General features: G+C 67.2%; 22 protein-coding genes and 2 pseudogenes. 14 read left to right on the plus strand and 10 right to left on the minus strand.

What is annotated here, in order from left to right:
• Window positions 1-134: 134 nt before the first annotated feature.
• Entirely contained in the window at window positions 135-1,232 is a 1,098-nt protein-coding gene (locus ACIQHQ_RS14550) for a DUF1152 domain-containing protein (protein WP_402612266.1), read from the plus strand.
• A gap of 717 nt (window positions 1,233-1,949) precedes the next feature.
• Here the strand turns inward: ACIQHQ_RS14550 and ACIQHQ_RS14555 are convergent.
• From ACIQHQ_RS14555 to ACIQHQ_RS14575, 5 genes and pseudogenes are all read right to left on the minus strand, one after another.
• On the minus strand, window positions 1,950-2,912 hold the full coding sequence (locus ACIQHQ_RS14555; RefSeq protein ID WP_402612267.1) for a hypothetical protein: 963 nt from the start codon (window positions 2,910-2,912) through the stop codon (window positions 1,950-1,952).
• Between the two features lie 1,064 nt (window positions 2,913-3,976).
• Entirely contained in the window at window positions 3,977-4,558 is a 582-nt protein-coding gene (locus ACIQHQ_RS14560) for a hypothetical protein (RefSeq protein WP_402612702.1), read from the minus strand.
• A 93-nt stretch (window positions 4,559-4,651) separates the two neighbouring features.
• A pseudogene (locus ACIQHQ_RS14565) lies at window positions 4,652-5,236 on the minus strand (DNA adenine methylase); the annotation flags it as partial.
• Between the two features lie 21 nt (window positions 5,237-5,257).
• Window positions 5,258-6,643, minus strand: a complete 1,386-nt coding sequence (locus ACIQHQ_RS14570; protein WP_344458771.1) for a hypothetical protein — start codon at window positions 6,641-6,643, stop codon at window positions 5,258-5,260.
• 16 nt (window positions 6,644-6,659) lie between these two features.
• Complete coding sequence (locus ACIQHQ_RS14575; protein ID WP_402612268.1) at window positions 6,660-8,717, minus strand: helicase HerA domain-containing protein; 2,058 nt, start codon at window positions 8,715-8,717, stop codon at window positions 6,660-6,662.
• Window positions 8,718-9,536: 819 nt separating this feature from the next.
• Here ACIQHQ_RS14575 and ACIQHQ_RS14580 point away from each other — a divergent pair.
• Both ACIQHQ_RS14580 and ACIQHQ_RS14585 read left to right on the plus strand, forming a co-directional pair.
• Window positions 9,537-9,806 (plus strand): annotated as a pseudogene (locus ACIQHQ_RS14580) (hypothetical protein); the annotation flags it as partial.
• A gap of 364 nt (window positions 9,807-10,170) precedes the next feature.
• Window positions 10,171-10,626 carry an Asp23/Gls24 family envelope stress response protein gene (locus ACIQHQ_RS14585; protein ID WP_402612269.1) on the plus strand — a complete coding sequence of 152 codons (456 nt, stop codon included), beginning with the start codon at window positions 10,171-10,173 and terminating at the stop codon, window positions 10,624-10,626.
• A 185-nt stretch (window positions 10,627-10,811) separates the two neighbouring features.
• Here ACIQHQ_RS14585 and ACIQHQ_RS14590 read toward each other — a convergent pair whose 3' ends face one another.
• Both ACIQHQ_RS14590 and ACIQHQ_RS14595 read right to left on the minus strand, forming a co-directional pair.
• Window positions 10,812-11,669, minus strand: a complete 858-nt coding sequence (locus tag ACIQHQ_RS14590) for an MBL fold metallo-hydrolase (RefSeq protein WP_402612270.1) — start codon at window positions 11,667-11,669, stop codon at window positions 10,812-10,814.
• 77 nt (window positions 11,670-11,746) lie between these two features.
• Window positions 11,747-12,775 carry a Ku protein gene (locus ACIQHQ_RS14595; protein ID WP_402612678.1) on the minus strand — a complete coding sequence of 343 codons (1,029 nt, stop codon included), beginning with the start codon at window positions 12,773-12,775 and terminating at the stop codon, window positions 11,747-11,749.
• Window positions 12,776-12,829: 54 nt separating this feature from the next.
• Between ACIQHQ_RS14595 and ligD the strand changes: the two genes are divergently transcribed.
• Window positions 12,830-13,711: a non-homologous end-joining DNA ligase gene (ligD, locus tag ACIQHQ_RS14600; RefSeq protein WP_402612271.1), complete on the plus strand. Its 882-nt coding sequence runs from the start codon at window positions 12,830-12,832 to the stop codon at window positions 13,709-13,711.
• Between the two features lie 203 nt (window positions 13,712-13,914).
• On the opposite strand, the gene ACIQHQ_RS14605 is transcribed toward ligD, so the two are convergent.
• Window positions 13,915-14,718 carry a nuclease-related domain-containing protein gene (locus ACIQHQ_RS14605; RefSeq protein ID WP_402612272.1) on the minus strand — a complete coding sequence of 268 codons (804 nt, stop codon included), beginning with the start codon at window positions 14,716-14,718 and terminating at the stop codon, window positions 13,915-13,917.
• A 119-nt stretch (window positions 14,719-14,837) separates the two neighbouring features.
• Between ACIQHQ_RS14605 and ACIQHQ_RS14610 the strand changes: the two genes are divergently transcribed.
• The 7 genes from ACIQHQ_RS14610 to ACIQHQ_RS14640 all read left to right on the plus strand — a co-directional run bounded on the left by ACIQHQ_RS14610 (window position 14,838) and on the right by ACIQHQ_RS14640 (window position 21,597).
• Window positions 14,838-15,341: a dual specificity protein phosphatase family protein gene (locus tag ACIQHQ_RS14610; RefSeq protein ID WP_402612273.1), complete on the plus strand. Its 504-nt coding sequence runs from the start codon at window positions 14,838-14,840 to the stop codon at window positions 15,339-15,341.
• Window positions 15,342-15,580: 239 nt separating this feature from the next.
• Complete coding sequence (locus tag ACIQHQ_RS14615) at window positions 15,581-16,315, plus strand: hypothetical protein (RefSeq protein WP_402612274.1); 735 nt, start codon at window positions 15,581-15,583, stop codon at window positions 16,313-16,315.
• On the plus strand, window positions 16,312-17,559 hold the full coding sequence (locus ACIQHQ_RS14620) for an ATP-binding protein (protein WP_402612275.1): 1,248 nt from the start codon (window positions 16,312-16,314) through the stop codon (window positions 17,557-17,559). Before ACIQHQ_RS14615 ends, ACIQHQ_RS14620 begins: the two co-directional genes overlap by 4 nt.
• A 114-nt stretch (window positions 17,560-17,673) precedes the next feature.
• Complete coding sequence (locus tag ACIQHQ_RS14625; protein ID WP_402612276.1) at window positions 17,674-18,132, plus strand: SH3 domain-containing protein; 459 nt, start codon at window positions 17,674-17,676, stop codon at window positions 18,130-18,132.
• A gap of 52 nt (window positions 18,133-18,184) precedes the next feature.
• A complete protein-coding gene (locus ACIQHQ_RS14630) occupies window positions 18,185-19,549 on the plus strand; it encodes an FtsW/RodA/SpoVE family cell cycle protein (RefSeq protein WP_402612277.1) in 1,365 nt (454 codons plus the stop codon).
• On the plus strand, window positions 19,546-21,039 hold the full coding sequence (locus tag ACIQHQ_RS14635; protein WP_402612278.1) for a penicillin-binding transpeptidase domain-containing protein: 1,494 nt from the start codon (window positions 19,546-19,548) through the stop codon (window positions 21,037-21,039). Before ACIQHQ_RS14630 ends, ACIQHQ_RS14635 begins: the two co-directional genes overlap by 4 nt.
• Before the next feature lie 45 nt (window positions 21,040-21,084).
• Entirely contained in the window at window positions 21,085-21,597 is a 513-nt protein-coding gene (locus tag ACIQHQ_RS14640) for a DUF3291 domain-containing protein (protein WP_402612279.1), read from the plus strand.
• A gap of 7 nt (window positions 21,598-21,604) precedes the next feature.
• On the opposite strand, the gene ACIQHQ_RS14645 is transcribed toward ACIQHQ_RS14640, so the two are convergent.
• Complete coding sequence (locus ACIQHQ_RS14645) at window positions 21,605-22,717, minus strand: ferritin-like domain-containing protein (protein ID WP_402612280.1); 1,113 nt, start codon at window positions 22,715-22,717, stop codon at window positions 21,605-21,607.
• A gap of 121 nt (window positions 22,718-22,838) precedes the next feature.
• Here ACIQHQ_RS14645 and ACIQHQ_RS14650 point away from each other — a divergent pair, with 121 nt between their 5' ends.
• Window positions 22,839-23,777: a diiron oxygenase gene (locus tag ACIQHQ_RS14650; RefSeq protein ID WP_402612281.1), complete on the plus strand. Its 939-nt coding sequence runs from the start codon at window positions 22,839-22,841 to the stop codon at window positions 23,775-23,777.
• Between the two features lie 54 nt (window positions 23,778-23,831).
• On the opposite strand, the gene ACIQHQ_RS14655 is transcribed toward ACIQHQ_RS14650, so the two are convergent.
• Window positions 23,832-24,578, minus strand: a complete 747-nt coding sequence (locus ACIQHQ_RS14655; RefSeq protein ID WP_402612282.1) for a hypothetical protein — start codon at window positions 24,576-24,578, stop codon at window positions 23,832-23,834.
• Window positions 24,579-25,143: 565 nt separating this feature from the next.
• Between ACIQHQ_RS14655 and ACIQHQ_RS14660 the strand changes: the two genes are divergently transcribed.
• Window positions 25,144-25,797, plus strand: coding sequence for a TetR/AcrR family transcriptional regulator (locus ACIQHQ_RS14660; protein ID WP_402612283.1), 654 nt, complete (start codon window positions 25,144-25,146; stop codon window positions 25,795-25,797).
• Between the two features lie 10 nt (window positions 25,798-25,807).
• Window positions 25,808-26,131 (plus strand): hypothetical protein, encoded by a 324-nt coding sequence (locus ACIQHQ_RS14665; RefSeq protein ID WP_402612284.1) that lies wholly within the window; start codon window positions 25,808-25,810, stop codon window positions 26,129-26,131.
• Window positions 26,132-26,155: the final 24 nt, after the last annotated feature.

Here is a 26,155-nt window from a genome sequence, read left to right on the forward strand (position 1 = left end):
CACCCAAGGCGAGCCCCAGGCGAGTATGCGGGCACCCCGCTACCGAGCTGAGGCCTGCTTCTCGATACAAGTGGCTATGGCCTCTAGCCACTATAGGGTGAGTGGTCAACCCCCCACCCCGTAGGCTGAGACGTATGACGCGGTTGATCGTCGCAGCAGGAGGAGGGGGCGACGCAGTCGCCGCCGCAATGATTCACGCCGCCCTCTACGGCGACGAGGACCAGGCGGTGATCCTCACGTACGCGTGGGACCGCCTCCTGATCGACCCGGTTCCGGGTCCCCGAGGACCGAACAACTTCACCGGCCTCCAGCCCCTCACTCCAGCAGTCTGGGCAGTGCAGGCCGAGGCCCGCCCCATCGCCCCGGCGGGTTCGACTCTCCCCCGACTCGCAGCAGAGCTCCGGCACACGTTCGCGCTGATCGACGCACGCCACGGGGTCGAGGGTGTCACCCGCCAACTCGAAGAGCTGGTGGACCACTTGTCACCGGCCTCGATCGATCTCCTGGACGTAGGCGGCGACGTCCTCGCCCGCGGCGATGAACCGACGCTGAAGAGCCCGCTCGCCGACGCCGTCACGCTCGCCGCGTGCTGCCAGGTGAACGCTCCTGTCCGCCTCCTGGTAGCGGGCCCCGGCCTCGATGGCGAACTCCCTCTCCACGAACTGTGCGACATGCTCGGCCCGCTCCTCCACACCCTCACCGCGAAGGACACCGAGCCGATCAGCTCGGTCATGGAATGGCACCCCTCCGAGGCAACCGGGATGCTCGCAGCGACAGCCCGAGGCGTACGCGGCACCTGCGAAATGCGAGACGCCGGCCTCCCGGTCCCCCTCACCGACGAAGGACCAACGGTCCACGAGGTCGACCTGGACGAGGCGCTGACCCGCAACCAGTTGGCCCGCGCCATCCTGACGACCGCCACCCTGGACGAGGTAGAGGCACACAGCCGCGAAATCTGCGGCTACTCGGAAATCGACTACGAGCGCAACAAGGCCGCGTGGCTCAAGGACCAGCCACCGGTACAGCTCGACCGAGAGGCCGTACTGTCTCAGCTCGACCAGTTCGAAGCCGAGGCCCGCAGCCGCGGAGTCACCCACACGACGTTCCGCCGCATCACCGAGGCCCTGAACCTCAACGGCTCCCTGCGCGAGGACCTACGCCAACTGCTCATCAACAGCCGTCCGCAGCAGTACGACGCTCCCTTGTGGCGCATCACAGCCACTACCGAGTAACAACCTTCTTCACGAGTTCAAGGCGGCTCACTCCGCTCCCCGCGCGCGGCCCGGCCCCCGGCCGGGCCTGCGCTCCTGTCTCCGCCCCGCTCCAGCCCGGCCGGCGCCCGTGCCGCACGCTCAACAATCAGCCGCCTGATGTCAGAGATAGGAATACGTCGTGGCCGGGATGGCCAGCTCCACGGACCCCCCGGGACGAGGAGCTTCGACTCGGTAGCTACCCCGCAGCAGCGAAAGAGGAGCGCCTGCCACGCCCACTGAAAGCTGGTGTAGGGCCGGGTTAGCGAGGAGCGTGTACTCCAGAGGTGGTGCGAGAAGGAGCAGGCGCCACCCTCCTAAGCGCACAGGACTGCAAGACCTCGTCAACCCCCACACCCGGCAATGCAGAACTTAGGCTCGCCAGTGTCTGCTCTACGGTGTCTTCCCAGAGAATTACACGTCTAACAATCTCATCATCGGGGAACACTTGAGGAGCTTCGGGAGAAATCTCGGATATGTCATCCGAGGAAGTCTCGTTGACCCAACGCTCCAGAAGTTGCGTGAACGTGGTATTCAACTTGAGGGCTTCGTCGGCAACCGCGTCCATCAAACCGGCAGGCCATAGCACGATGTGTCGCACAAGAGTTGATTGACGCCAGGGCGCGCTGTCGTGCATACCGACCTCCCTTGAAACAATATAGATAAATACCACAGTATAGCCGATGGTTGCCCCGCTGTCTACGTTTTACCACTCTCCTCAATATGGCAATGGGGTCGGAGTATTCGGTCAGAGAGGAGTCCCAGACAGTTTAGATTCGGGAAACCCGGACCCTGCCTTTGACCAGCCAGCATAGGCAAATGTAGCGGCGGGGACATTTGGTCGAGCTGCAAATTATCGTTTATGTGGCGTCGCACGAATTCCGCCTCGACCGGCGCGCCGCCAGCACAGCGTCGAACCTCGTGAATGAGCTGGTTTTCAAGCATGTCGGGTTTCGCCCACCACATGTCATCGAATCCTGTTGCCACAATTGCATAGTCACAGTCCTCTGCGACGGAACCCTTCATTAGCATCCTGACTCTGCTTGGATTCTCTTGCACCTCTAGGACCCAGCCGGCGACTGTCTCTACGTTGACTGCCGTATTCATGACCCTTTTAACGTGCTGAGAGAAGACTCCTTGGGAAGTGTGATCCAGGAATCTCATTTGGTTTGGCTCCCCCAAGTGGACCCAGTGTTGCGGATCTGTGAGGTGTCGGTTCTCGTCGTAACTTTCACCTCGGGTGTACACCACGCCCCAAGGGCTTATAACCTGAATCGCACAGCGTTCACCCATGGACCTTAGAAGGGTGAGAACGACGGAGGCAGCGGCTCCCCCTGCCCCAATGACTGCAACCGTTATTCGGTCATTACGGTGACGTTGTAGTCGATGCAGTAGCGGATGTCCCCAGAAATGCTTTGCATCAGAAATTCGGTCGCCATTCAGCTGTCCCTTTACCCCTGTTACGTCACCCGGCCCTGTGATCACCAAGGCATCACCGGTTACAGGTTCATCTTCCCCGGCCATGGTCAAATGCCACCCGTCACGGCCTTTTGCTATCCTGGATACTTGGCCAATCTTGAGTGTCGCCACCTTTTCTTGTTGCGCCTTGGCCATTACCCACTTGAGGTATCTGGCCCACTCGTCCAGATATGGATCCGGCATACCTCGATCAATCCAGGACGCATATTGATTGGCACTCACTCCGCGACTTGATATCAAGTAGGCAGGCCAACTGAAATCCAGCATCAGGGAATCGACCGATCTATCGAGATGGTCCCAGCATTCCGACCGGTAAGGGAAGCCAACATCCTTTAGCGGAGATGTCGCGAGGCTCTGCAAGCCGTCGGTGAAGCCATGCTGCCCAGTCCAGTTGGCGCCTACGTTGCAACAGTCGATAAGCACAACGTGGGGCACGTCTACATCCAGACGCGACAAAGCTGCAGTCTTAGCGGCGAGGGCCACTCCCTTAGGCCCTGCTCCAACTACCAGGAGGCGCTTATGAGCCATAACAGCCCCAACTGTTAAGCGGCACGGCAACCTAGCTGCAAAAATAGTCTACGAACCACCGCGCATATGGTCAAATCGGGCGCAGGGATTGAAGGGTCGAAACCCGAAGTCCGCCGACATGAATGTCTAAAGGCGTGGCGCCCTGGGCCAGCCCTGGGCCGTGCAGGGGTTGGCCAGCGGGACCGATCGCGAGTGACGGTTGTCCCACCGCCTTAATGTGGTGCGCTCGAGCCGACCCGGGGACTCCAAGGCTGTGCGGAGTGCTGACATCCACGTCTGACATCAACGATGCTGGACGAGGGCATGCATGAGCGTTCGTACGGGCTCAGGCATCGCCATAACGGATCGGCCGTCGTGGTTTGCTCTGGTCGACGGCGTTGGCCGCTTGGCTGAAGCCGGTGGTGGTGCAGCGAGGCATACGCGTGCGTGGCCGGTCGACGCCCCCGCCGTCGTGGCTGACTGTCGTCGGCTGAGCTTTAGACGGGGCACATCGAAGGCGCCGGCCGTCAGTGGAGCGCGCCAAAGCTGGGCCGGGCTCTCGGCCGTCGGAGGGCCGCTCAACATTGGCCGAGGACGGCAACCGACGAGCAGCAGGCGCACAGGCCCACCGTCCTTGACTGGCAAAAAACCAGATCACCAGGACCCCCGGCAGGACCAGGGCAAGAAGATGGATCTTTCCTCACTCCATTCCGATTCCCACCGACCTTGCAGTGGACGCGCTAGCTAGAGGTGGCCTCGCTTTTGAGTATGGAGCTGACAGACCGGAAATCATCATTCAACGGGACCGTGGAAGGCGGGAGTGTCGTAATAAGAACCTCCTCTGCCGCCCCGCGGCCTTGCCGTGCGGAAGCCGTATAACGTAGTGTCACTACACGCTTGGCAATATTCCAGCGCTTAACTCCGAGCAGTTCCCTATCGATGCGATTCGGATCCATGCGGTTCGCGGCATAAAGTCCGGAATCTAGGAGAAGTTCCGGCTTAGCGTCATAGGACAGGATCCACCGAAACTGCATTCGATGATTTAGGTACTCCGCCAGACGGTAATGCAGAAGATTATCATCCCACTGCAAATCTGACACCGGGGCATCCGGATACCCTCCCTGTGCCCCGAAAGACGTCTGATAGAGCTTCTGTGACTTCTCCAGGTAGGGGGGGTCGAGGTAAGCCAGTACACGGTCAGGAATTAGATCTGCATACCATTCTGGAACGTCGGCAAGGGTATTCTTCCAATCCTTGCACCACACGTCAACCAGACGGTTTGCGTCGTATAGTTGCCCCACATATCGGATGCGCTCCGCCAATGCATCCACATTGTATCGACAACCTATTGAGTACTTCGACTCCTGTCGACGTCCGCCAATCGGGCCAGCGCTTCCATGTAGGATTCCTGAAAATGTAGTCCGATTCAGGAATAGGCACTTCATGGCCGTCTCAAAACGCGCCGTTGACTCCGACATTCCCGGAGCTGGAATCCAAGAGCGCCAAAAGTCCCAGCGCCCTAGGGCTGTCGCGCCACCCTTGCTGACATAAAGAGCATGCTCTTCCGTCATTCTGTCTACGAGATTCTCCGTGTCAGAAGCCGCAACTTGCCAAAATGCGGCGACAAGTGGGTCTGCATCAGCCAGGAGAATACGATTGACGATTCCTGCTCCAACAAGCCGTAGAGACGTGGAAGCCCCTCCAGCAAACGGCTCAACGAGAAGATCTACGTTTCTAGTCTGAGAGGACCTTTTCGCAGCTTCAATCAATTGGCTAATAAGGCTCGACAAGCCAGTCTTAGCACCTGGGTACCGAAGCGGAGTCTGATACCTTCCCAAGGCAAGAGGGTGCGTGATTTCCCCCACTTCCAGATCAGCTATTGACCGGCCGGGGATACTACGCGGCGCACTCGGAATCGCGGCAAGCCGTGCGTTATGCGACGGCGAGTCAGGCGCACTGGGCCGGACCTCGGAAACACCTGAAGCTCTCACCGAGCTCATGCAGCCCCTCCCACTTCGTCGCTATGGCTTCGATGTCGACGCGTTACCCAAGCCTAGCTTGTGCTCCGCAACTAGCCTCAACACGTCGGTACCGACACCGATGGGGAAAGCCGCCTTACCGTGTGCCACAGCGACCGGGATAATTCCATCCTGATACATGGATGAACCTGTCCGATCAATGACGTCCAAGACGGCTGACAAGGTGGGGTAGCCAGTAGGACCAGGCTGTCCTCCCGCAGCGTCATACGCTGCGCCTCGGTCAGGCATGACGGTGGGTACGACGATACGACCATCCTTGGCCCGATAGACGAACTTCCGCCCCCAGTAGGTTTCTTTTCCGTAAGCTGCCGGATTATCAGTATTTGTTATGACCTTGACGACTTCTTCGTCGCACACGAGCAAGTCGCCGGGTTGAAGTACGTCATGACGAGCAAGCTGACGAGCGTAGTCAACCATTGCTCCCGTCTTTTCCAGGCCACAGATGTACGGTCCATGACCTGGGGTGGTCGAGGCCATCGTCTGAAAGTAGTCTTGAGCTCGGCCGCGGAGCTTAGCTGGCGGTCCGTACATAGCCAAGGGGCCATCCACGATGAACAGCGTGGAACACAGCAGATCATTCCGTGACTGCTGCCACAGCAGGCTAGTTAGCCCGACAAGGACAAGTAGCTCCAGCACGGACATCAGTCGACCGAGAGCCGACTCGTTGGTGCCTTCCTCAGTGACTTCTTCATGAATACGAAGAACGTCCGTTGGGTACAGGGTTTCCTTGCAGGACGGGCAGATTCCCCCGCGGAAGGGAATTGCAACATCCTTGGCGTTGCACTCGCTGGACGGACAGTTCACTGGTACTGCGGCAGCTGGCTTTCCTGGCTCTCCATGAAGCAGAAAGAGGAGATCGAGGAGCGACTGGTTGAGTCGATTGACCTCAACTTTCTTGTTTCTGAATATACGATCGAGGTTTTCCCTCCATGACGTACTGATGCCAATCCCTGGCCGGCTGTAGGCCCCAGCGACGGGCAGGTCCAGTGAGACCAGGGCAGTGTTCACCGCCTGCTCAATCGCAACGGGGTCGACGAAACGGGCCGCCCTTTGAAACTCCATGGCACCCAAGTCAACATAAGCCGCAGCCGCTTGAGCGTATCCGTAGACGACGGACGGTAGCCCGTCACGGACGCGTTCCGTTATCCGCGATCCATCAATTGCAATCGCCGATGTGAGCTGCGTTCCTGCGGAAGGCGATGGGAACGCCCCGGCGCGCTGAATTTTTGGGACAAGCCACTGGAGATCCCCTACTTCCTCGGCAGGAACGTAGAAGTTCGCCTTATCTGCCAGGGCGCGCAGCGCTGCAGTCGTGTGACCCACCCGGGATGCCCGTTCTGGGGAGCCATTCACAGTCTCGTATGGCATGGAAAACCTAGGCCTTCTAGTTCTTAAGAGCCAGAGGAGGGTCGCCTGCCGACGCCCTAGCTTCGTTCACCAGGTTCGCGTCATACCTGTCGATCTGAACCGGAACAATATAAGGAGAAGAGAGAGTCTTCAGACGCACGTACCCTCGATCCTCGGAGGAAAGAATCGCTGGAGCGAAAGCACCAAAGTCATAGAACTTTGCCAGCTCCTGCAGTTCCTTGGTGTTGTTCAGATGCGCCACTACCCAATTCGCGGTGTTAGCCTTCACCTGATGTGCTACCCCGGACACTTCCTGGGTAGCATAGGTCATTCCAATATTTAGCTTGGCTGCTTCCTTGGCAAGCTTTACCCACACGTCGCCATCGTCCTTGTACTTGTCTGACGAGAACAGGTTGTGCGCTTCCTCAAGCATCACCTGGATCGAGGGTGGCACGGCTCCAGAAGTGAAGACTGACGTCTGCTTCGCCAGGAGCCGGCGCGTAATGTTCTCCGACAGCGTTTTGACGATGGGCGGAGCACCCACGTGGAGGTCAACGATGACAATCCTCCCCTGAGTCAACTCCGCGTAAATTTCTTCGGCGGGATCAGCTTGCGTCGCCTCGTTGTGGAATTCCTTCAAATCCAGCAGGTTTCGCCATCCCCGAACGTTTCCGGACTGCCCGGTCTGCCCTGTATAGATGGGCTCAGTAGAAGTCCAGCGGACATCGTCACAGAACTTCACGGCTTCCGCGTCACTGGAGTTTTTCAACTCGATGACTGCGTCTACCACGTCTCGAATGTCGCTACCCTTAACCGCGAAGATAGTCTTCCCTGCTGCGGTGAAGAGCTTTTTGTTCTTCTTTTGCTCGACGGCATCGCGCAGCGGTTCCTTCATCGCGACAAGCACCGAGAATGGGTGTGTAGTCCCAGCGTTGTACTTGGGGAGCGCAAAACCGGCCCGAATGAGCGACGCGTACAGAATCAGTCGTCCCCGCTGCGCACGCGTCGTCTCCCCGAAGTCCCCTTGGACATCCGTGAACCTAGTCACCGCAAAGTCATTGATATAGCCAGCCGACCCGTCTGACCGCAGCTTGTCGGCAATCAACCCCTGCACGGCCCCGACTTGTTCTGGATCGAAGAAATTAATGCCGAGCGGTCGAACATGCGGCTGTGTACCATCGGCCCCGAACTTGAAGATGCGGACGTGCTTGTCACCGATCGCCGCAATCTCTGTCCCATCCTGGGTGTTCGGATTCGCGTATTCGCCCTGAGGGTCGAAGATCAGTTGTCCAATTGGTCCCTCACCATTGGCCCGCCGCCGCTCGGACACGACGAAAGTTCGAGCAATGATGATCTTCGCGGTGTTAGATTTACCCATACGGGTCATGCCGAGCAGGCCCGTTTTAGTGCCGATGAAGTCGTGAATATTGACCGTTACGGCCGAGTCGTCTTGCTTAGCCGCCTTGGCGCGCCGACGCGTGGCTGAGTATCGCACGGCTCCAATGCGTACACGTTCCACATCTTTCTCGGAAGGCTTCAGGTAAGAGGCAATTTCTGACAGCCCATCCCCGATTGGCTTGAGGACGCGATACGTCGAGGTCGCGTAAAAGTTATCAACATCCGCGCCGAAATCGAGGCGCTTGCTGCCGTCGACATCAGTCTCGTAGAAGGTCCCCAAGATCCGACACCGGAGACCAGTGAATGATACCCGGTTCTTCGTGAAGGGATCGAGGTTTACATCTAGGACGACAGAAGGAGAGGCGTCGCCATTACTTGACAACGCGGCTCGCAGCGCTTCCTCTCGTACTGCGTGCAAGTCCGATTCCATCGCAAGCGGAGCAGTTCCATCCACGCGCAGCAGCAGCACTTCGTCGTCATCATGGGAGTCCCCATCAATGTCGCGCGCCGTAGCCAAGAGGAATGTGTACTGCGGAATACCGCCAGCTTCGAATTTCCACTTGTCGTGCGTGAGGACGATCGCCTCGTTGTAGTCAAGGCGATGGATCGCTCCGATACGCATCGACCGGTCCTTTGCGAGGAGCGTCGACTCAAGAAGAGCGCCGGCCCCTACACCTGGAAACAGCGAAACGGACACTATTCCTCCCCCCCCTGGGATGCATGTGCGGGTGACATGTTCTCACAGCGTGCACACCGTCTTAAGAGGATCAACAACTCGCGCTGCAACTGTCTGAAAGACGACTGTTGGCTGATTCTTAGTGTCGTGCCCTCTTCAGGCTGCTTGCACCACCGGCTGACCACCAGGCAGATGAAGGTATGCGGTGCTCAGTCAGGCCGTGGACTATCCGTGGACTCGCCCAGGCTTGGCGGCCTCAGCCTGGCCCCTGACCTGCAGCACTGTGCTACTGCCAAGCAGCCTCCGGAGCCCTGTGCGCAGGTTCGAATTCATGCCGGGGGCACCTTGTATGAGGTGCCCCAAGGCTCCGACATCAGCGCTCTCGCTCGGGACAGGGCCAGCTCAGCAGCACTTCGACGCTGTTGCCCGCGTGCTCCGCATACCTCGGTGGGGTCGACGCCGGCGTTGATTTAGGAGGAGAGCGCGGCGTGCCTCAGGTCGTAGGGCCGAGCGGCAGTGGCGAGGCCACCCGTTCCGGCGTGAATGCCAGGTGCCGGGCTTCGTCCCAGACGCGCCAGTACGTAGTGGAGGCGACCACTCCCCCGCGTTCGTTGGCGAACAGCCGGCCACCGCGATGCCAGGTCCCGCCCGAGGTGCGGTCTCGCCTGAACGTCGACCTCTTGCGCCGCGCTGGGCAGACCTGTTCCCCAACTTCACGGGTCAGTACAACTAGGGTCCGTCTTCAAAGATCATCCGGGTGGTAGATCATGGTGTCGTGGTACGTCGTCATGAACTCAGCGATCAGGAGCGGGAGTTGCTCGCTCCGCTGATACCCCGGGCTGCGACGGGACGGCCCCGCGTGGAGGACCGGCAGGTAATCAGCGGGATGGTCCACAAGCGGTTGAGTTCGCCTACACACCTACGAACAGCTCGTGACTGAACCGCATCGAGGCCCAGTTCACCGGCCTGCGCTACTTCATCCTTGACGGAACCGATCACGCCAGCCGCAAGAAGCAGGGCAGCATGATCCGCCGCTACATCATTTGCCGAAACCGTCACGCCGCCGATCAACGGCTACGAGTCGTGGTCGACAGGGCGAACGTTGCCTGATGCGGCACGAGAGGGCGGGAGTCAGTTTCACTCGCTCCCGCCCTCTTCGGTTTCCGCCTCACGGGTTCGGTGGGTTCTCGCATTTCGCCTCCGGGATCTTCGTGATGCCCGCGATGCCCGCACGCGTCGAGAGTGCCGTCGATCATCGGCATGACCGCCGCGAAAACAGTCAGGCCGGTACCCATTCCCGCAGGGATGCGGGGACGGGTGCCGGCCGGGTACGTGATGGACGCGAGCGGCCTCACCCGGGGAGGGTGAAGCGAAGCAGGGGAACATGTCGGCACTTTCGCCCCATATGCCCCATTGCTCTACCGTGGAGGGGAACGATGCTGCCCATCCCTCACCGATCATCGAGGTGACGGTCATGACGGAGACCACTCAGCGCAGGAACACATCGCAGGACGGAGCGGCTGCTCCCGGCACCCGCGGAAGCACCTCCATCGCGGATCCGGTCGTCGCGAAGATCGCGGGCATGGCTGCCCGGGAGATTCCCGAGGTGCACCACCTCGGTGGCGGCATGTCCAAGGCCTTCGGGGCCGTGCGTCAGCGGGTGCCGGGCGGGGGCGGCGGGGGTGGCGGAGTCACCCAGGGGGTCAAGGTGGAGGTCGGCGAGCGTCAGGCCGCCGTTGATCTCGACCTGGTCGTCGAGTACGGCGCCGCCATCGCCGACACCGCCGCGGACGTCCGGACCAACGTCATCAACGCGGTGGAGCGGATGACCGGCCTCGATGTCGTGGAGGTCAACATCGCCGTCGGCGACGTGCATCTGCCGGACGAGGAGGAGGACGAGACCGAGCAGGAGGGCCGGCGGGTGGCCTGAGCGCCGGAGGGCCGGAGCGCGTGAGCGCCGGAGGGCCGGGGGGCCGGAGCGCGTGAGCGCCGGAGGGCCGGGGGGCCGGAGCGCGTGAGCGCCGGAGGGCCGGGGGGCCGGAGCGCGTGAGCGCCGGAGCGCGTGAGCGCCGGGTGGCCGGAGCGCGTGAGCGCCGGGTGGCCGGAGGGCCGGGGTCAGTAGACCTCCGGGGCCGCCCCGGGGGCGTACGGCACGCGGACGTGCCGGCCGTGGTCGCAGTGGACGACCCGTTCGCCGAGGCCGATGCGGTCGGCCTCGGCGAGGAACGCGGACAGGGGCGAGCGCATCACCGTGTAGTCCCCGTAGTGGACGGGCAGCACGTGCCGGGGGTCGAGGCGGCGGGCCAGTTCGGCGCCCTGGCGGCCGTCCATGGTCACGACGAAGCCGCCGGGCAGGCGAGTGCCACCGAGGTGGAGCACGGCGAGATCGGCGGACGGGAAGCGCTCGGTGATCTCGTCAAGGCCGTCGTACAGGAGTGTGTCGCCCGACAGGTAGAGCCGCATGCGGGGCGGTCCCCCGGCGGGGCCGAACTCCAGCATGCTTCCCATCACCGGCGGCAGCATCCTGCGCAGCAGGGCGTGGCCTGCGTGCCGGCCCGGCAGGGCGGTGATCGTGACCTGGACGCCGTCACGCTGGAGGGTGAGCGCCTTCCAGGTGAGCAGCCCCGCCGTGCGGTGGAATCCTTGCACCACCCTCAGGCGGCGGGCCGCGTGCGGTGTGGTCAGGATCGGCACGGTGTGGTCCAGGTGCCGGCGGGCGCGGCGGTCCCAGTGGTCGCCGTGCAGGTGGGACAGCACGATTCCGTCGAGGCGGGGCAGCTCGTGGACGTCGAGGGCCGGTTCGGTCAGACGGCGGCTCAGCAGGCCGTAGCCGAGGTAGGCGTACTGCCCCCGGTGCAGGAAGTTCGGGTCGGTGAGCAGGGTGAGCGGGCCGTACGACAGCAGCACCGTGGCGTTGCCGATGAAGTGGATGTCGATCGCGTCGTCGGTGTGGTGGTCCGTGCGCTGCGGCATGATGCCCCTCCGGTCTCCCCCTGCGGTGGAGTGCGCCGCTCCCTCCGAGGTGGAGGAATACCGTTGGAGGGAGCGGGTCAGGCTGAGCGCTTGCGGGACGCCGACTTCTTCGCCGTCGTCTTCTTCGCGGTGCTCTTCGACGTCGTCTTCTTGGCCGTTCCCTGGCCCGACTTGGCCGTCGACTTCTTCGCCGCCGTGGTCTTCTTGGCCGCCGTCTTCTTCGCGGTGGACGTCGACTTCTTGCCGCCGGTCTCCTTGGGGGCCGCGCGGGCCGTCTTGCGCTGCGGGAGCGACTTGACCTCCGCGTGCTCGCCCGCCTCCCCCCGGGACTCGCGGGCCGCGCGGACGCTGCTCTCCAGGGCCGCCATCAGGTCCAGGACCTTGCCGCCCGTGGCCGGTTCGGGGGACTGAGGCGGGGCCTCACCTGCGGCCTTGGCGGCGATGACCTCCTCCACGGCCTCGCGGTACTCGTCGTGCAGGTCCTCCAGGTCGACCTCGCCCAGGGTGTCCATCAGCGCGTCCGCCAGGTCGAGTTCCTGGTCCCGGATGGTGACGTCGGTGTCGGGGGCCAGGCCCTCGGGGGCGCGGACCTCGTCCGGCCAGAGCAGGCCGTGCATGGCGATGGCCTCGCCGACGACCCTGAGCATGCCCAGCCGTTCCCTGCCGCGCAGGGCGAACTTGGCGATCGCCACCTTGTTGCTGCGCTTCAGAGCCTCGCGCAGCAGGGTGTACGGCTTCGCCGCCGGGGCGCCGCCGGCCTGGAGGTAGTAGGCGGCGTCCATCTGGAGCGGGTCGATCCGGTCGGCCGGGACGAAGGCGACGATCTCGATCGTCTTGGCCGTCGGGAGCGGCAGGCTGGACAGGTCCTCCTCGGTGATCGGGATGATCGTGCCGTCCGCGTCCTCGTAGCCCTTGCCGATCTCCCCCTGGGTGACCTCGCGGTCCTCCAGTTCGCAGAATTTGCGGTAGCGGATGCGGCCGCCGTCCTCGGTGTGGATCTGGCGGAAGGAGATCGAGTGGCTCTCGGTGGCGTTGACCAGCTTGATCGGAATGCTGACCAGGCCGAACGAGATGGCGCCGTTCCAAATGGATCTCACGTGCAGCACCCTTCCGGTCACGCTCGGGAGTGTTCATCATGGTTTGCGTGGGATTCTTATCGTATGGCGCCTATCACAGAGGTGGAGGGGCGACGGCTCGCTCTCAGCAATCTGGAGAAGGTGCTGTATCCCGCCACCGGCTTCACCAAGGGCGAGGTGCTGCACTACTACGCGACCGTCGCCGGGGTCCTGCTGCCCCATCTGCGTGATCGGGCGGTGTCCTTCCTGCGGTATCCGGACGGGCCGGACGGGCAGGTGTTCTTCACGAAGAACGTGCCGCCGGGTACGCCCGAGTGGGTCACCACCGCCGAGGTGCCTCGGGTGGAGGGACCCTCGCGGATGGTGCTGGTGCAGGATCTGCCGAGCCTGATGTGGTCGGCGAACCTCGTCACCGAGTTCCACACCCACCAGTGGCTCGTCGATACGCCGGACGAGGCCGACCGGATCGTCTTCGACCTCGATCCGGGGGCGCCGGCGAGCATCGTGCAGTGCTGCGAGGTCGCGCTCTGGCTGCGGGAACGGCTCACGCGGGACGGCATCGAGACCTACGCCAAGACCTCCGGCTCGAAGGGGCTGCACCTCCTCGCCGCCGTGCGCGGGTCCTCCTCCGAGCGGGTGTCCGAGTACGCCAAGGCGCTCGCCGTCGAGGCCGAGAAGGCCATGCCCCGGCTCGCGCTCCACCGGATGACCAGGAGCCTGCGGCCCGGGAAGGTCTTCGTCGACTGGAGCCAGAACGCCGCCCGCAAGACGACGGCGACCCCCTACACCCTCAGGGCCCGCGCCGAACCGACCGTCTCGGCGCCGGTGACCTGGGAGGAGATCGAGGAGTGTCACGCACCGGGGCGGCTGGACTTCCGTGCCGGGGACATCGCCCCGCGGGTCCAGGACCACGGCGACCTGCTCGCTCCGCTGCTGGACGCGGACGCGGCCGGGACCCTGCCGTAACGAGACCGGCGGCCGGGCGAGGCACAGCGCCAGCCGGAGGCTCGGCGGCTCGGCGGCTCGGCGGCTAAGGAGCTGTGACCTGCCCGCGCCGGGCGGCGCGGTACGTCGCACCGGCACGGACAGCGCCGGCGCTCTCCGCGGTCGGACTGCCCGCGCCCCTCTGTTCCCTCACACCCCTCTGTTCCTCACACCCCTCTGTTCCCTCACACCCGTGCCCACGTGTTCCGGTCCCGGGCCATGGCGTGCAGGGCCTCCACATCCGCCGGTTTCAGGACCCCGCCCCGGTGGGCCAGTGCCTCCACCTCCGTGGCCGTCAGGACCTGGACCGCTCGCGGAGGGGTCGGGACGGACACCCCGGCCGGGTCCACCAGGACGAGTACCGGGCGGACCTCCGCCGTCAGGGCGTAGGAGGCGCGGTCGGCGTCGGTGCGCAGGCGGCGGAGCAGCGGGTCGGGATCGCGGCGGCCCACGGTGATCACGGGGTCGGTGATCCGGACGCGCTGCTTGCGGGCGTAGAGGGTGTGGACGGCGTAGAGGCCGCCGGGGCCGAGCAGCAGGTGGTGGATGCGGTCGCCGCCGGGGAGCGGCACGGAGTGCAGGGCGTGCCAGCCCGCGCCGTCGAGGCCGTCCAGGGCTTCGCCGACCGTCTGCTCGGCCGCCAGGGCCCTGCGGCGCGGGTCGGGGCGCAGCCGGTGGTTCGGGCCGGGGTCGCGGTCGAGGGCGACGAGGAGGGCCTCGCCGGGGCGGTTGGGGGCCAGGTCGTCGTCGGGGTGGAGGGCGAGGCGGGCCAGTTCGGCGGGGGCCGGCACGGGGGGCGGTCCCACTGTCACCTGGCCGGTGAGGAAGGGCCCGAGGACCCGCAGGACCTCGTCCTCGTGGTCCTCGCCGAGCAGGTTCACCCGGGACGCCTCACGGTCGTACCAGGCGATGTTCCTGCCGTCCGGGAGGCAGACGTAGAGCCGCTCCCGGCCGTGCCGCCTGGTCGGTATGACGCGCAGTCCGTTCATGCACCATCACCCCAGTCCATGGGAACAGGCGGGGTGCTGCGGGGGCAAGAACCCGGTTACCTTTGAGAGGAGTTGGGCCTGCCCGCGGACCCTCGGGCGGTGATGGTGGGGAGGCGCCGTTGCGTACCCGCAGTAAACCCGACGTACCCGCTCCGCAGAGCCCGTGGAGCGAGGTCGTCCCCCGGCTCTGGATGGGCGGTCACGAGTTCACGGGGGCCTTGGGGCATCTGGAGTTCGCCGTCGTGCGCGACGAGTTCGATCTCGTGCAGACGCTGCTGCGGCTGCCGGGCCACGGGCCGGATCCGGGTGTCCGGCACCATGTGTGGCCCATCCCCGACGGGCCGCTGGACGGGACGCAGCTCGCCGGCGTGATCCGGCTGGCCGAGGCCGCGTGTGAGGCGATGGACGAGGGCCGCAGGGTCCTGGTCCGCTGCTACCACGGGTACAACCGCTCCGGTCTCGTCGTCGCGCACGCGCTGATGCGCCAGGGCAGCTCCGCCGAGACGGCGATCCGGCTGATCCGGGCCCGCCGGTCGCCCTGGGCGCTGCACAACGACCTGTTCGTCGCGTACCTGCGGGCCGGGCTGGCCACGGCCCGGCTGCTGGAGGAGCTCACCGAGTAAACCGCACCACACGAGCTCACCGAGCAGCACGGACCACACGAGCTCACCGAGCAGCACGGACCATGCGGCCGCGCGCCTGCGGCTGCGGCTGCGGCTGCGGCTGCGGCTGCGGCTGCGGCTGCCGCGAACGGCCCCCCTCTCGCGCAAATGGGACTTCCCCACGAATAAGGTGTACGCGGCTGACGGTCGCGTCCGTCGTGTGCCCGCCGCGTCATCACCCACGAACCGCCAGGAGTGCAGTGCCCCGCAGCCGCCCCGGACGGGCCGTCCGTCGCCTCTTCGTCGTCGCCCTCGTGCTGGCCACCGCCGTGGGCTGCGGGGACGCGGGCGGTCTGGAGGGCGCGGGATCGACCCCGACGGCGCGGGGGCCGGCCCGGCTCTGGCCGGAGCTGACCCCGGCGTCCAGCCCGGCCTTCGAGATCGGCGAGGTGAACACGGTGGTGGTCAAGGGGGTGAAGGTCCCCGGCGACGACATCCGCCGGGTGGACCCGGTCGCGATCGTCCGGGCCGAGATCGCCGGGAACCCGGGCGACTACGACGGCGACAAGGCGCCCTACCGCGACACGAGGCGCGAGATGGCCGACTGCGCGCGGGGCCCGGGGCACGGGAAGTGCCCGGTGCTCAGGCCGTACTACCGGGACCTGACCGGCGACGGGCGCGACGACCTGACGCTGGGTTTTCCGTTGCTGCCGGGCAGGACGACCGCGGTGCGCGTCTACACCGTCGAGAAGCACCGGCTGGTGCAGGTGATGGCGTGGGAGGACGCGCTCAGCGGTGTCGAGCTGGCCGGGCGCTCCCTGGTCATCCGCTCGCCGTCCGAGGTGGCGGGGTACGAGTACCGCCTGCAGTGGACCTGGGACCGGGACCAGCGGGCCATGCTGCTCACCCATGACGAGATGTTGCGCACCGGTCCGCGCAAGCCCTCCCCGCACCGTTCGGCCCCCACCCTCTCCCCCTCGGCGAGCGGCGGATGAGGCCGGTGCTCCCCCCGTGGTCGGGGACGCTCGCCGCGAAGGCCGCCGCCTTCATCACGGTGATGTGCTGCGCTCTGGCGGCGCTGCTCGGCGTCCTGGTCCACGTGCAGGTGACGAACCAGACGGTCGGTCAAGCCCGTGACCAGGCGTTGCAGCGGCTGGCGCAGGCGACGGAGCGGTACGAGGCCGGGGACACGCTCCAGCGGGGTGCCGGGGTGGATCCGCCGGGACTGCCCCGTGAGCTGCGGGAGCTGGCGGTGGCGGGGGACCGCGGCACGATGGTCGCCGAGCGCGCGGGGCGCCCCGCGATGTGGGCGGCGGGTCCCGTGGGCGGTGGCCGGGCGCTGGCCGTGGCGGTCGACTACTCCCAGCAGGCCCGCACGATCGACGGCCTCGACCGGGCGATCGTGTGGTCGTCGGGCCTGGCGATCGGGGCGACGCTGCTGGTCGGGGCGTTCGCGGTGACGCGGGTGACGCGGCGGCTGCACACCACGGCGCTGGTGGCCCGGCGGATCAGCGCGGGCGACCTGGACGCGCGCGTGCACGACCCCCGCTCGGGCCCGCGCACGAAGGCCCGCCCGCCGGACGAGGTGGCCGCGGTCGCCGCCGCGCTGGACTCCATGGCGGCCTCGCTCCAGGGCAAGCTGCTCGCCGAGCAGCGGTTCACGGCGGATGTCGCGCATGAGCTGCGCACACCGCTGACCGGTCTGCACGCGGCGGCCGAACTGCTGCCGCCGGGCCGTCCGACGGAGCTGGTCCGGGACCGGGTGGCGGCGCTGCGCACCCTCACCGAGGACCTGCTGGAGATCTCCCGCCTGGACACCGGGCGGGAGCGGGTGGAGCTGGACACCGAGCGGTTGGGGCCGCTGGCCGAGCGCGCGGCGCGGGCGGCGGGACACGGCACGGAGGTCAGAGTCGTACGGGATGTGGCGGTGGAGACGGACCGGCGGCGGCTGGAGCGGGTGCTGGGCAATCTCGTGGCGAACGCCCACACGCACGGACGGGGGCCGGTGGTGCTGACCGTGGACGGGCCGGTGGTGACCGTTCGGGACCACGGGGACGGGTTTCCGGAGTACCTCGTCGCGCACGGGCCGCAGCGGTTCCGCACGGAGGGCGGCACGCGGGGTCACGGGCTGGGACTGACCATCGCGTCGGGGCAGGCCGAGATGCTGGGGGCGCGGCTGGAGTTCGCGAACGCGCCGGAGGGTGGGGCGGTGGCCACCCTGAGGCTGGCGGCGCAGTGAGGCGTCGGGGCGCGTCCTCCTATGGCCCAGTGTGAGGAGCGGAGTCCCCCGGGCGCTCCTAATGTGGCGATTGGTCAGATTCGGCCATTCCGCCCCCACATGGAGGTATCTCCCATGTCCTTGCGCTTCCGTATCTGCATAGCCGCTGCCGCCGGACTCCTCGCCGCCGCGGCCGCCGTCACGCCCGCCGCCGCCTCCGACGACTGGGACCCGAGCGGGGGCAACGGCAACAGCCACCACGACCCGAGCGGCGGCAACGGCAACGGCCAACAGGACCCCAGCGGCGGCAACGGCAACAACCACCACGACCCCAGCGGCGGGAACGGGCACCACGACCCGAGCCTCTACGAGGGGGTCGTCACGGCGGACACGCTGGCGCTGCGCAGCGCCCCGAACCGCGGTTCGCAGATCATCCGCTACACCCACCGGGGCGAGGTCGTCAAGATCTTCTGCAAGACGGGCGGCGAGACCGTCCAGGGCAATCCGCTCTGGTACCTCCTGACGGACGGCACCTGGGCCTGGGGCGCGGCCCGGCACATCGACAACATCGGCCCCGCGCCACGCTGGTGCTGACGCCCTGTCACCCAAAGGCGCACGAGTCACTCTGTTTGGGTAGGTTCCGGACATGAGCAAGGCCGGAATCACCGTGGCGACGGCGGACCCGCCCGCACCCGCCGTCCGCCCCCTCCCCCGGCGCCGGGGCATCGAGCTCACCCTCATCGTGCTGGCCGTCCTGCTGTCGGTGTACGGCTACTGCGCCGTCGGCCTGGCCCGGCACGGGGCGCTTCCGCCCGGTGCCGCCGGCTACGGCGCCGGGCTGGGTGTACTGGCGCTGCTGGCCCATCTGGCGGTACGCCTGCGGGCCCCGTGCGCCGACCCGCTGCTCCTGCCGATCGGGGTGCTGCTGAACGGGCTCGGCCTGGTGCTGATCTACCGGCTCGACCTGGAGACCCCCGGCGATCGGGCGGCACCGGCCCAGCTGGTGTGGTCGACCCTGGGCGTGGCGCTGTTCATCCTGGTCGTCCTGCTGCTGCGCGATTACCGGGTCCTCCAGCGCTACACGTACGTCTGTGTCGTCGCGGCCCTGGTGCTGCTCACCCTGCCGATCCTCTTCCCGGCGGTGAACGGGGCCCGCATCTGGATCCGGATCGCGGGGTTCTCCATCCAGCCGGGCGAGTTCGCGAAGGTGCTGCTGGCGGTGTTCTTCGCCGCGTACCTGGCGGCGAACCGCAACGCCCTCGCCTACACCGGCCGCCGTGTCTGGAAGCTCCAGTTGCCGACCGGCCGCGTGCTCGGCCCGATCGTCGCCGTCTGGCTGGTGAGCGTGGGTGTGCTCGTCCTGGAGCGCGACCTCGGCACGTCGCTGCTCTTCTTCGGCCTCTTCGTGGTCCTCCTCTACGTCGCCACCGGACGCACCGGCTGGATCGCGGTCGGCCTGCTGCTGGCCGCGCTGGGCGCGGTCGCCGTCGGCCGGCTGGAGCCGCACGTGCACAGCAGGATCGAGACCTGGCTGCACCCCTTCGCCTCCATCGAGGCGGGCGAGGGAGCGAACCAGCTCGCCCAGTCGCTGTTCGCCTTCGCGGAGGGCGGCATGCTCGGCACGGGCCTCGGACTCGGCCACTCGTTCCTCATCGGCTTCGCCGTGAAGTCGGACTTCATCCTGGCCACCGCGGGCGAGGAACTCGGCCTGGCCGGTCTCAGCGCCGTCTTCCTCCTCTACGCGCTGCTGGTGGAGCGCGGCTTCCGGGCGGGTCTCGACCAGCGCGAGCCCTTCGGCCGACTGCTCGCGGTGGGCCTCGCCTCACTGGTGGCGCTCCAGGTGTTCGTGATCGCGGGAGGCGTGACCGGACTGATCCCGCTGACCGGCATGGCGATGCCGTTCCTGGCCCAGGGAGGGTCGTCGGTGGTCACCAACTGGGCGATCGTGGCGCTGCTGGTCCGGGTGAGCGACTCGGCCCGGCGGAGTTACGACGGGCAGGGCGTCCGGTGACCCGGCACATCCGGCACGCCGGATACTTCTGCGCCCTGCTGCTGGTGGCGCTGCTGCTGAACGCGGCCCGGGTCCAGGTCGTCCAGGCCCCGTCGTACGACCGCAACCCGGCCAACCGGCGTCCCGACATCGCGCGCTACGAGCTGCCCCGCGGGAACATCCTGGTCGGGGGCCGGCCCGTCACCGGGTCCAGGGACACCCGCGAGCACCTCCGCTACGAACGGACCTACGCCGACGGGCCCCTGTACGCCCCCGTCACCGGCTTCGCCTCCCAGCTGTACGGGACGACTCTGCTGGAGAGCACCGAGGACGGCGTGCTGTCCGGCGCGGACCCGATGCTCGCGCCGTTCCCGCTGTGGAACGACTTCACGCGCGCCCGCAACGCCGGCGGGGACGTCGTCACGACGCTCCACCCGGCCGCGCAGCAGGCGGCGTACCAGGCACTCGCCGGCCGCAAGGGCGCCGTGGCGGCGCTGGAGCCGTCGACCGGCCGGATCCTCGCCCTGGTGTCCGCCCCGTCCTACGACCCGCAGCCGCTGTCCGGCAACGGCTCCGCGGCGGCCGAGGCCTGGACGCGGCTCAACGCCGACAAGGACCGGCCGATGCTCAACCGGGCGGTGCGGCAGACGTATCCGCCGGGCTCGACCTTCAAGGTCGTCACGGCCGCCGCCGCGCTGGACGCCGGTGTGGTCACCGACCTCGAAGCGCCGACCGACTCCCCCGATCCCTACCGGCTGCCCGGGACGCGCACCCGCCTGACGAACGCGTCGAAGGGCTGCGCGGACGCGTCCGTGCGGGAGGCCTTCACCTTCTCCTGCAACACGGTGTTCGCCAAGCTCGGGGTGGAGGTGGGGGTCACGGGCATGACGGCCACGGCGCACGCCTTCGGCTTCAACAACGGGCAGTTGAGGATCCCCTTTCCGGTGGCCCGGTCCACCTTCGACACCACCGTCGACAAGGCCCAGCTGGCCCTGTCGTCGATCGGCCAGTACAACACCCGCGCCACACCGCTGCAGATGGCGATGGTCGCGGCGGCCGTGGCGAACGGCGGCCAGGTGCGAGACCCCTACCTGGTGGAGCGCACGACCCGGCCGGGCGGCAGCACCCTCGCGACGGGCGGCTCGCGGGCGATCCGCCAGGCGATGTACCCGTCCACCGCGGTCCGGCTGCGGGCGATGATGCGGGAGGTGGTCGAGAACGGCACCGGACACAACGCCGCGATCCGCGGTGCCACGGTCGGCGGCAAGACCGGCACCGCCCAGCACGGCCTCGGCAACTCCGGTACGCCGTACGCCTGGTTCGTCTCCTGGGCGCAGGGCGACCGGGACCTGGCGGCGCGGGTGGCGGTCGCGGTCGTCGTGGAGGACGCCGAGGCGGACCGCGGGGAGATCAGCGGGGGCGGCGACGCGGCACCGATCGCGCGGGCGGTGATGGAGGCGGTGCTGACATCCCCTGACGCCTCGCCCGGTTGGCGGCCGACCGGTGGATGAGACGGGGGTGGCGGGAGAAGGATCTCCCGACCTACCGTTCGGTCCATGACTGAGCCCTCCGCCGCGTACGAACTCGCCCAGGTCAACCTCGGCCGTCTCAAGGCCCCGCTGGACTCCCCGCAGCTGAAGGACTTCGTCGACAACCTCGATCCGGTGAACGCGGACGCGGACGGGGCCGACGGTTTCGTCTGGCGTCTGCAGGGCGAGGCCGGCGACGACGCCACGGACGTGCCCGTCTTCGGCGACTCCTGGCTGATCATCAACATGTCGGTGTGGCGCGACACGAACGCCCTGACCGCGTACATGTACCAGGGCCGGCACCGGGAGATGCTCGCCCGCCGCCGCGAGTGGTTCGAGCGTGTCCAGGAGGCCATGGTGGCCCTCTGGTGGGTCCCGGTGGGCCACCGCCCCACGGTCGCCGAGGCCGAATCGCGCGTGTTGCACCTGCGCACCCACGGGCCGACGCCGTACGCCTTCACCCTGCGGACGTCGTTCCCGCCCCAGGGGGCGACGCCACTGATCGGCGAGGTGCCGGAGGGTCTGGGCTGCGCGCTCTAGCGGGAGTTCACCCGGCGGTTCCTCGCCCCGCGTCGATCGCATCGCGCACCTCGGCGACCCGTTCCCTCTCCTCCGCCGCGAAGCGCTCGGCGTCGAGCTTCTCGGCGATCTCCTCGTCCTGGGACATCAGCAGGTCGAGGCTGGAGTCGCCCATCTCCAGCACACCCATGTCGACGTAGGCCTGCTGGAGGCGTTTGCCCCACAGACCGATGTCCTTGACGCAGGGGACGATGCGGCTGAAGAGGAGCTTGCGGAACAGGGTGAGGAACTCGGACTGCTCGCTGTACTCCTCCGCCTCGGCCTTGGGGATGCCGAAGTTCTCCAGGACCTCCACGCCCCGCAGCCGGTCCCGCATGAGGTAGCAGCCCTCGATGACGAACTCCTCGCGCTCCCTCAACTCGGCGTCCGTGAGCTGACGGTAGTAGTCGCGCAGGGCCATCCGCCCGAAGGCCACGTGCCGGGCCTCGTCCTGCATGACGTAGGCGAGGATCTGCTTCGGCAACGGCTTGTCCGTCGTGTCCCTGATCATCCCGAAGGCGGCCAGCGCGAGGCCCTCGATCAGCACCTGCATGCCCAGGTAGGGCATGTCCCAGCGGGCATCGCGCAGCGTGTCGTCCAGCAGGGACTGGAGGTTGTCGTTGATCGGGTACAGCATCCCGATCTTCTCGTGCAGGAACCGGCCGTAGATCTCGGCGTGCCGGGCCTCGTCCATGGTCTGGGTCGCGGAGTAGAACTTCGCGTCCAGGTCGGGGACCGACTCCACGATCCGCGCGGCGCAGATCATCGCGCCCTGCTCGCCGTGCAGGAACTGGCTGAACTGCCAGGAGGCGTAGTGCCGGCGCAGGTCGCCCTTGTCCTTCTCCGTCAGCTTCGCCCAGTGCCGGGTTCCGTGGAGTGTTATCGCCTCGTCCGGGGTCCCGAGCGGATCGTAGGGATCCACCTCCAGCTCCCAGTCGATGCGCTTCTGGCCGTCCCACTGCTTGTCCTTGCCCTTCTGGTAGAGGGCCAGGAGGCGGTCGCGGCCGTCGTCGTACTCCCAGTTGAAGCGGGCCGCGCCGCTCGCCGGCACCTGCCGGACGGGCTCTTGCGGTTCCATGGCGTACAGGTCGAAGGTCGGCATGCCCGCAGGCTCACACGTGGTAGACACCGGGTCAACAAGTTGCGCGCAGGGGATTGACGAGCTTGCTGACAGGCAGTCTCATAAGAGAAACAGTGACGTGTGCACAACGAGGTGGGCAGCCATGACGACCCTGACGGAAGCCGACGCGCTCGACGGACTGCGCGATGCCCTCGGCCTGCTGAAGGACCGGGAGCAGGTGGCCCAACGGCTGCTCGACTCCTCCGCCAAGCACTCCTTCGACCCGGACAAGGAGCTGGACTGGGACGCGCCCTTCGAGGAGGGCAAGTGGTTCTGGCCGCCCGAGCTGGTGTCGCTCTACGACACCCCTCTGTGGAAGCGGATGGGCGAGGAGCAGCGGATCCTGCTCTCCCAGCACGAGGCCGCGGCCCTGGCCTCCCTGGGCATCTGGTTCGAGATCATCCTGATGCAGCTGCTGGTCCGGCACATCTACGACAAGGCGGCGACGAGCGCGCACGTCCGCTACGCGCTCACCGAGATCGAGGACGAGTGCCGGCACTCCAAGATGTTCGCCCGGCTGATCGCCCGGGGCGACACGCCCTGGTACCCGGTCAGCCGCGCACACCAGCAGCTCGGCCGCCTGTTCAAGACCATCTCCACCACCCCGGGTTCCTTCACGGCGACCCTGCTGGGCGAGGAGGTCCTCGACTGGATGCAGCGCCTGACGTTCCCCGACGAGCGGGTCCAGAGCCTCGTCCGCGGTGTCACCCGCATCCACGTCGTGGAGGAGGCGCGCCACGTCCGGTACGCCCGCGAGGAACTCCGCCGCCAGATGGTGACGGCCCCCAAGTGGTCCCAGGAGTTCACCCGCGTCACCTCCGGCGAGTTCGCCCGCGTCTTCTCCGTGGCCTTCGTGAACCCCGAGGTCTACACGAACGTGGGCCTCGACAAGCGCGAGGCCCTCGCCCAGGTCCGGGCGAGCGGCCACCGTCGGGAGGTCATGCAGAACGGCTCCAAGCGCCTGACCGACTTCCTCGACGACATCGGGGTGCTGCGGGGGGTCGGCCGCCGGCTGTGGAAGTCGTCGGGGCTGCTGGCGTAGCGGGGCGGACGGCTCGACGCCCCACTCGGCGGACCCGGGTGGGGCGTCGCGAGGTCACCGCTGCTCGTCGCTCTCGCCGTCGGGCTTGAGGCGGTCATCGACACGGATGGTCACGGGGTCGCAGTCGGGACCGGTACGGGGATCCTGCGCGATCTCCTTGACGATGTCGCCGATGCGCTGGTGGAGGTGGTGGGCGATGGCTTGGGTGCCGAGGTCCGCGGCCGTGTCCCGCCTGACGTCGTCGAGGCTGGTGAGGACGGCTACGAGGCTGGGCCCGGAGAGGTGGGCGCAGACGGTTTCGTCCACCTCCGTGACGGCGCCGGGGACGTGGAAGTGCTGGTCCGTCCCGGCGCGCTTGACCAGGAACTCCCAGGTGTCCCGGTGCGCCAGGAGCCTGGCCGCCGAGATGCCGGCGGCCGCCCGCAGTGTCGCGACGTCCGACGGGCCCTCGCCCGGAGTCTTCGGCTCGGGCCCGGCGGCGGCCCTGGTGGGCGACGGGGGTTGCGGTGCGGCCGCTTCCGGGGCCGGCGCGGCGGTGGAGCGAAGCCGGTCCTCCAACCGGGCGATGGCACCGCCGATGGTGACGAGCTCACGCTCGATGTCGGCGACGCGCCCGTCGACGACGCTCTCGGCTCCTTCGGGGACGGCGGTCCGGATGTCGGCGAGTGCTGCGGCGACGGCAGCGGCGACGGTGTCCTGCCGGAACTGGTCGATGGCGTACTGCTGATCCGTCACCTGCTGCTTGACCGCCGCGAGATCGGCTGTGAGCTGACCGACCTGGTCGCTGATCCGACGGAGCACATCCCTGTCATCCCGGCCGAACGGCACGTTCCCCCCTCATGGTCACCAGTAACCCTGAAAGGGTGAAGCCGGGACAACCCGCCGACAAGACCGCGAACCGGCCACACCGTGGCTCCCCCGCCACCCGGTGCCGTCACGTCTGTGCCGGGTGTCCAAGGACCAGTACCTGCCCGATTCGCCGGGCGAGCGTAGGGCCCCCTTCACTCGCCCCATGGCAGCTCCCGGGCCACCCTCCTTCGCAGCGCCTGCCGGCGGAGCGGCCAGGAAGGCGCGGCCGACGGCGTGACGGCCACCAGGTTCTTCGCCGAGTCACCCGCCCACCCGGGCCTCTGCGCCCTCAGTGACCGCCGACGCGGCGCGCTCGCCCCGTTCCGCACGACATGTTCAGAGCCGGGGCACGGCAGAACTGATCGCCAAGGCGCCCCGGATGACCGCCGTCGACTTCCCGTTCGTGGACGCCGGACGGCGCGAGAGGCCGCGTCGGCCCACACCCGCGAGAAGGCACTCCGCACCCGCCCCGTTCTCCGCTACGCAGCGCCCCGGCCCCCCGATTACCCTGCGGAGCATGACACCAGCCGCCCCCACCCCCGCCTACCGGCGACTCAGCGTCGAGGAACGCCGCAGTCAGCTGCTCACCTCCGCGCTGGGCCTCTTCGCCCACCGCGCCCCGGAGGAGGTGTCCCTCGACGACGTGGCGGAGGCGGCCGGGGTCTCGCGGCCCCTGGTGTACCGGTACTTCCCGGGCGGCAAGCAGCAGCTCTACGAGGCCGCCCTGCGCTCCGCCGCCGACGAGCTCCAGCACTGCTTCGACGAACCCCGCGAGGGCCCCCTCCTCGCCCGGCTGTCCCGCGCCCTCGACCGCTACCTCGCTTTCGTCGACGAGCACGACACCGGCTTCAGCGCCCTCCTCCAGGGCGGCAGCGTCGTGGAGACCTCACGCACCACCGCCATCGTCGACGGTGTCCGCCGTGTCGCCGCCGAGCACATCCTCAGCCACCTGGGCGTCACCGGGCCCGGCCCGAGCCTGCGTATGACCATCCGCATGTGGATCACGGCCGTCGAGGCGTGTTCACTCATCTGGCTCGACGAGGACAAGCAACCCCCCGCCGGGGAGCTGCGCGACTGGCTCGTCGAGCAGTTCATGGCGATGCTGACGGTGACCGCCCGGCGCGACCCGCAGACCGACGCCCTGGTCCGGGCCCTCGCCGAGGATGTCTGACACTGGTCCCGTGAGAAGCGAAGAGACCCCCTTCGAGGGCGGGCCCATGGACGGCAGGGTCCTGCCCGTCCTCCTCGGCATCACCGGCCACCCGCCCAAGACGTACCGCATCCCCGTCCCTGACCCCGACGGCGGGCCGGACACCGTGCTCGTCTACCGCCGTGTCCCCCGGGGGCCGGGCAAGGTGGGCCTGACCAACCGCTGGAAGTACGAGTACGCCCCGGAAGGCGTCCCGCCCCGCCGGCTCAACTGGCCCTGGTCGAAGCCGAGCGCCACGCCCCGCGGCAGGCCAGACACCACGCCGCCCGGCAAGCCGGACGACGCCGACGGGTGAACCCGTTGCGCCGAACCGCGCACA

Source organism: Streptomyces sp. NPDC092370, assembly GCF_044755265.1.
In the GTDB taxonomy this organism is placed as follows: domain Bacteria; phylum Actinomycetota; class Actinomycetes; order Streptomycetales; family Streptomycetaceae; genus Streptomyces.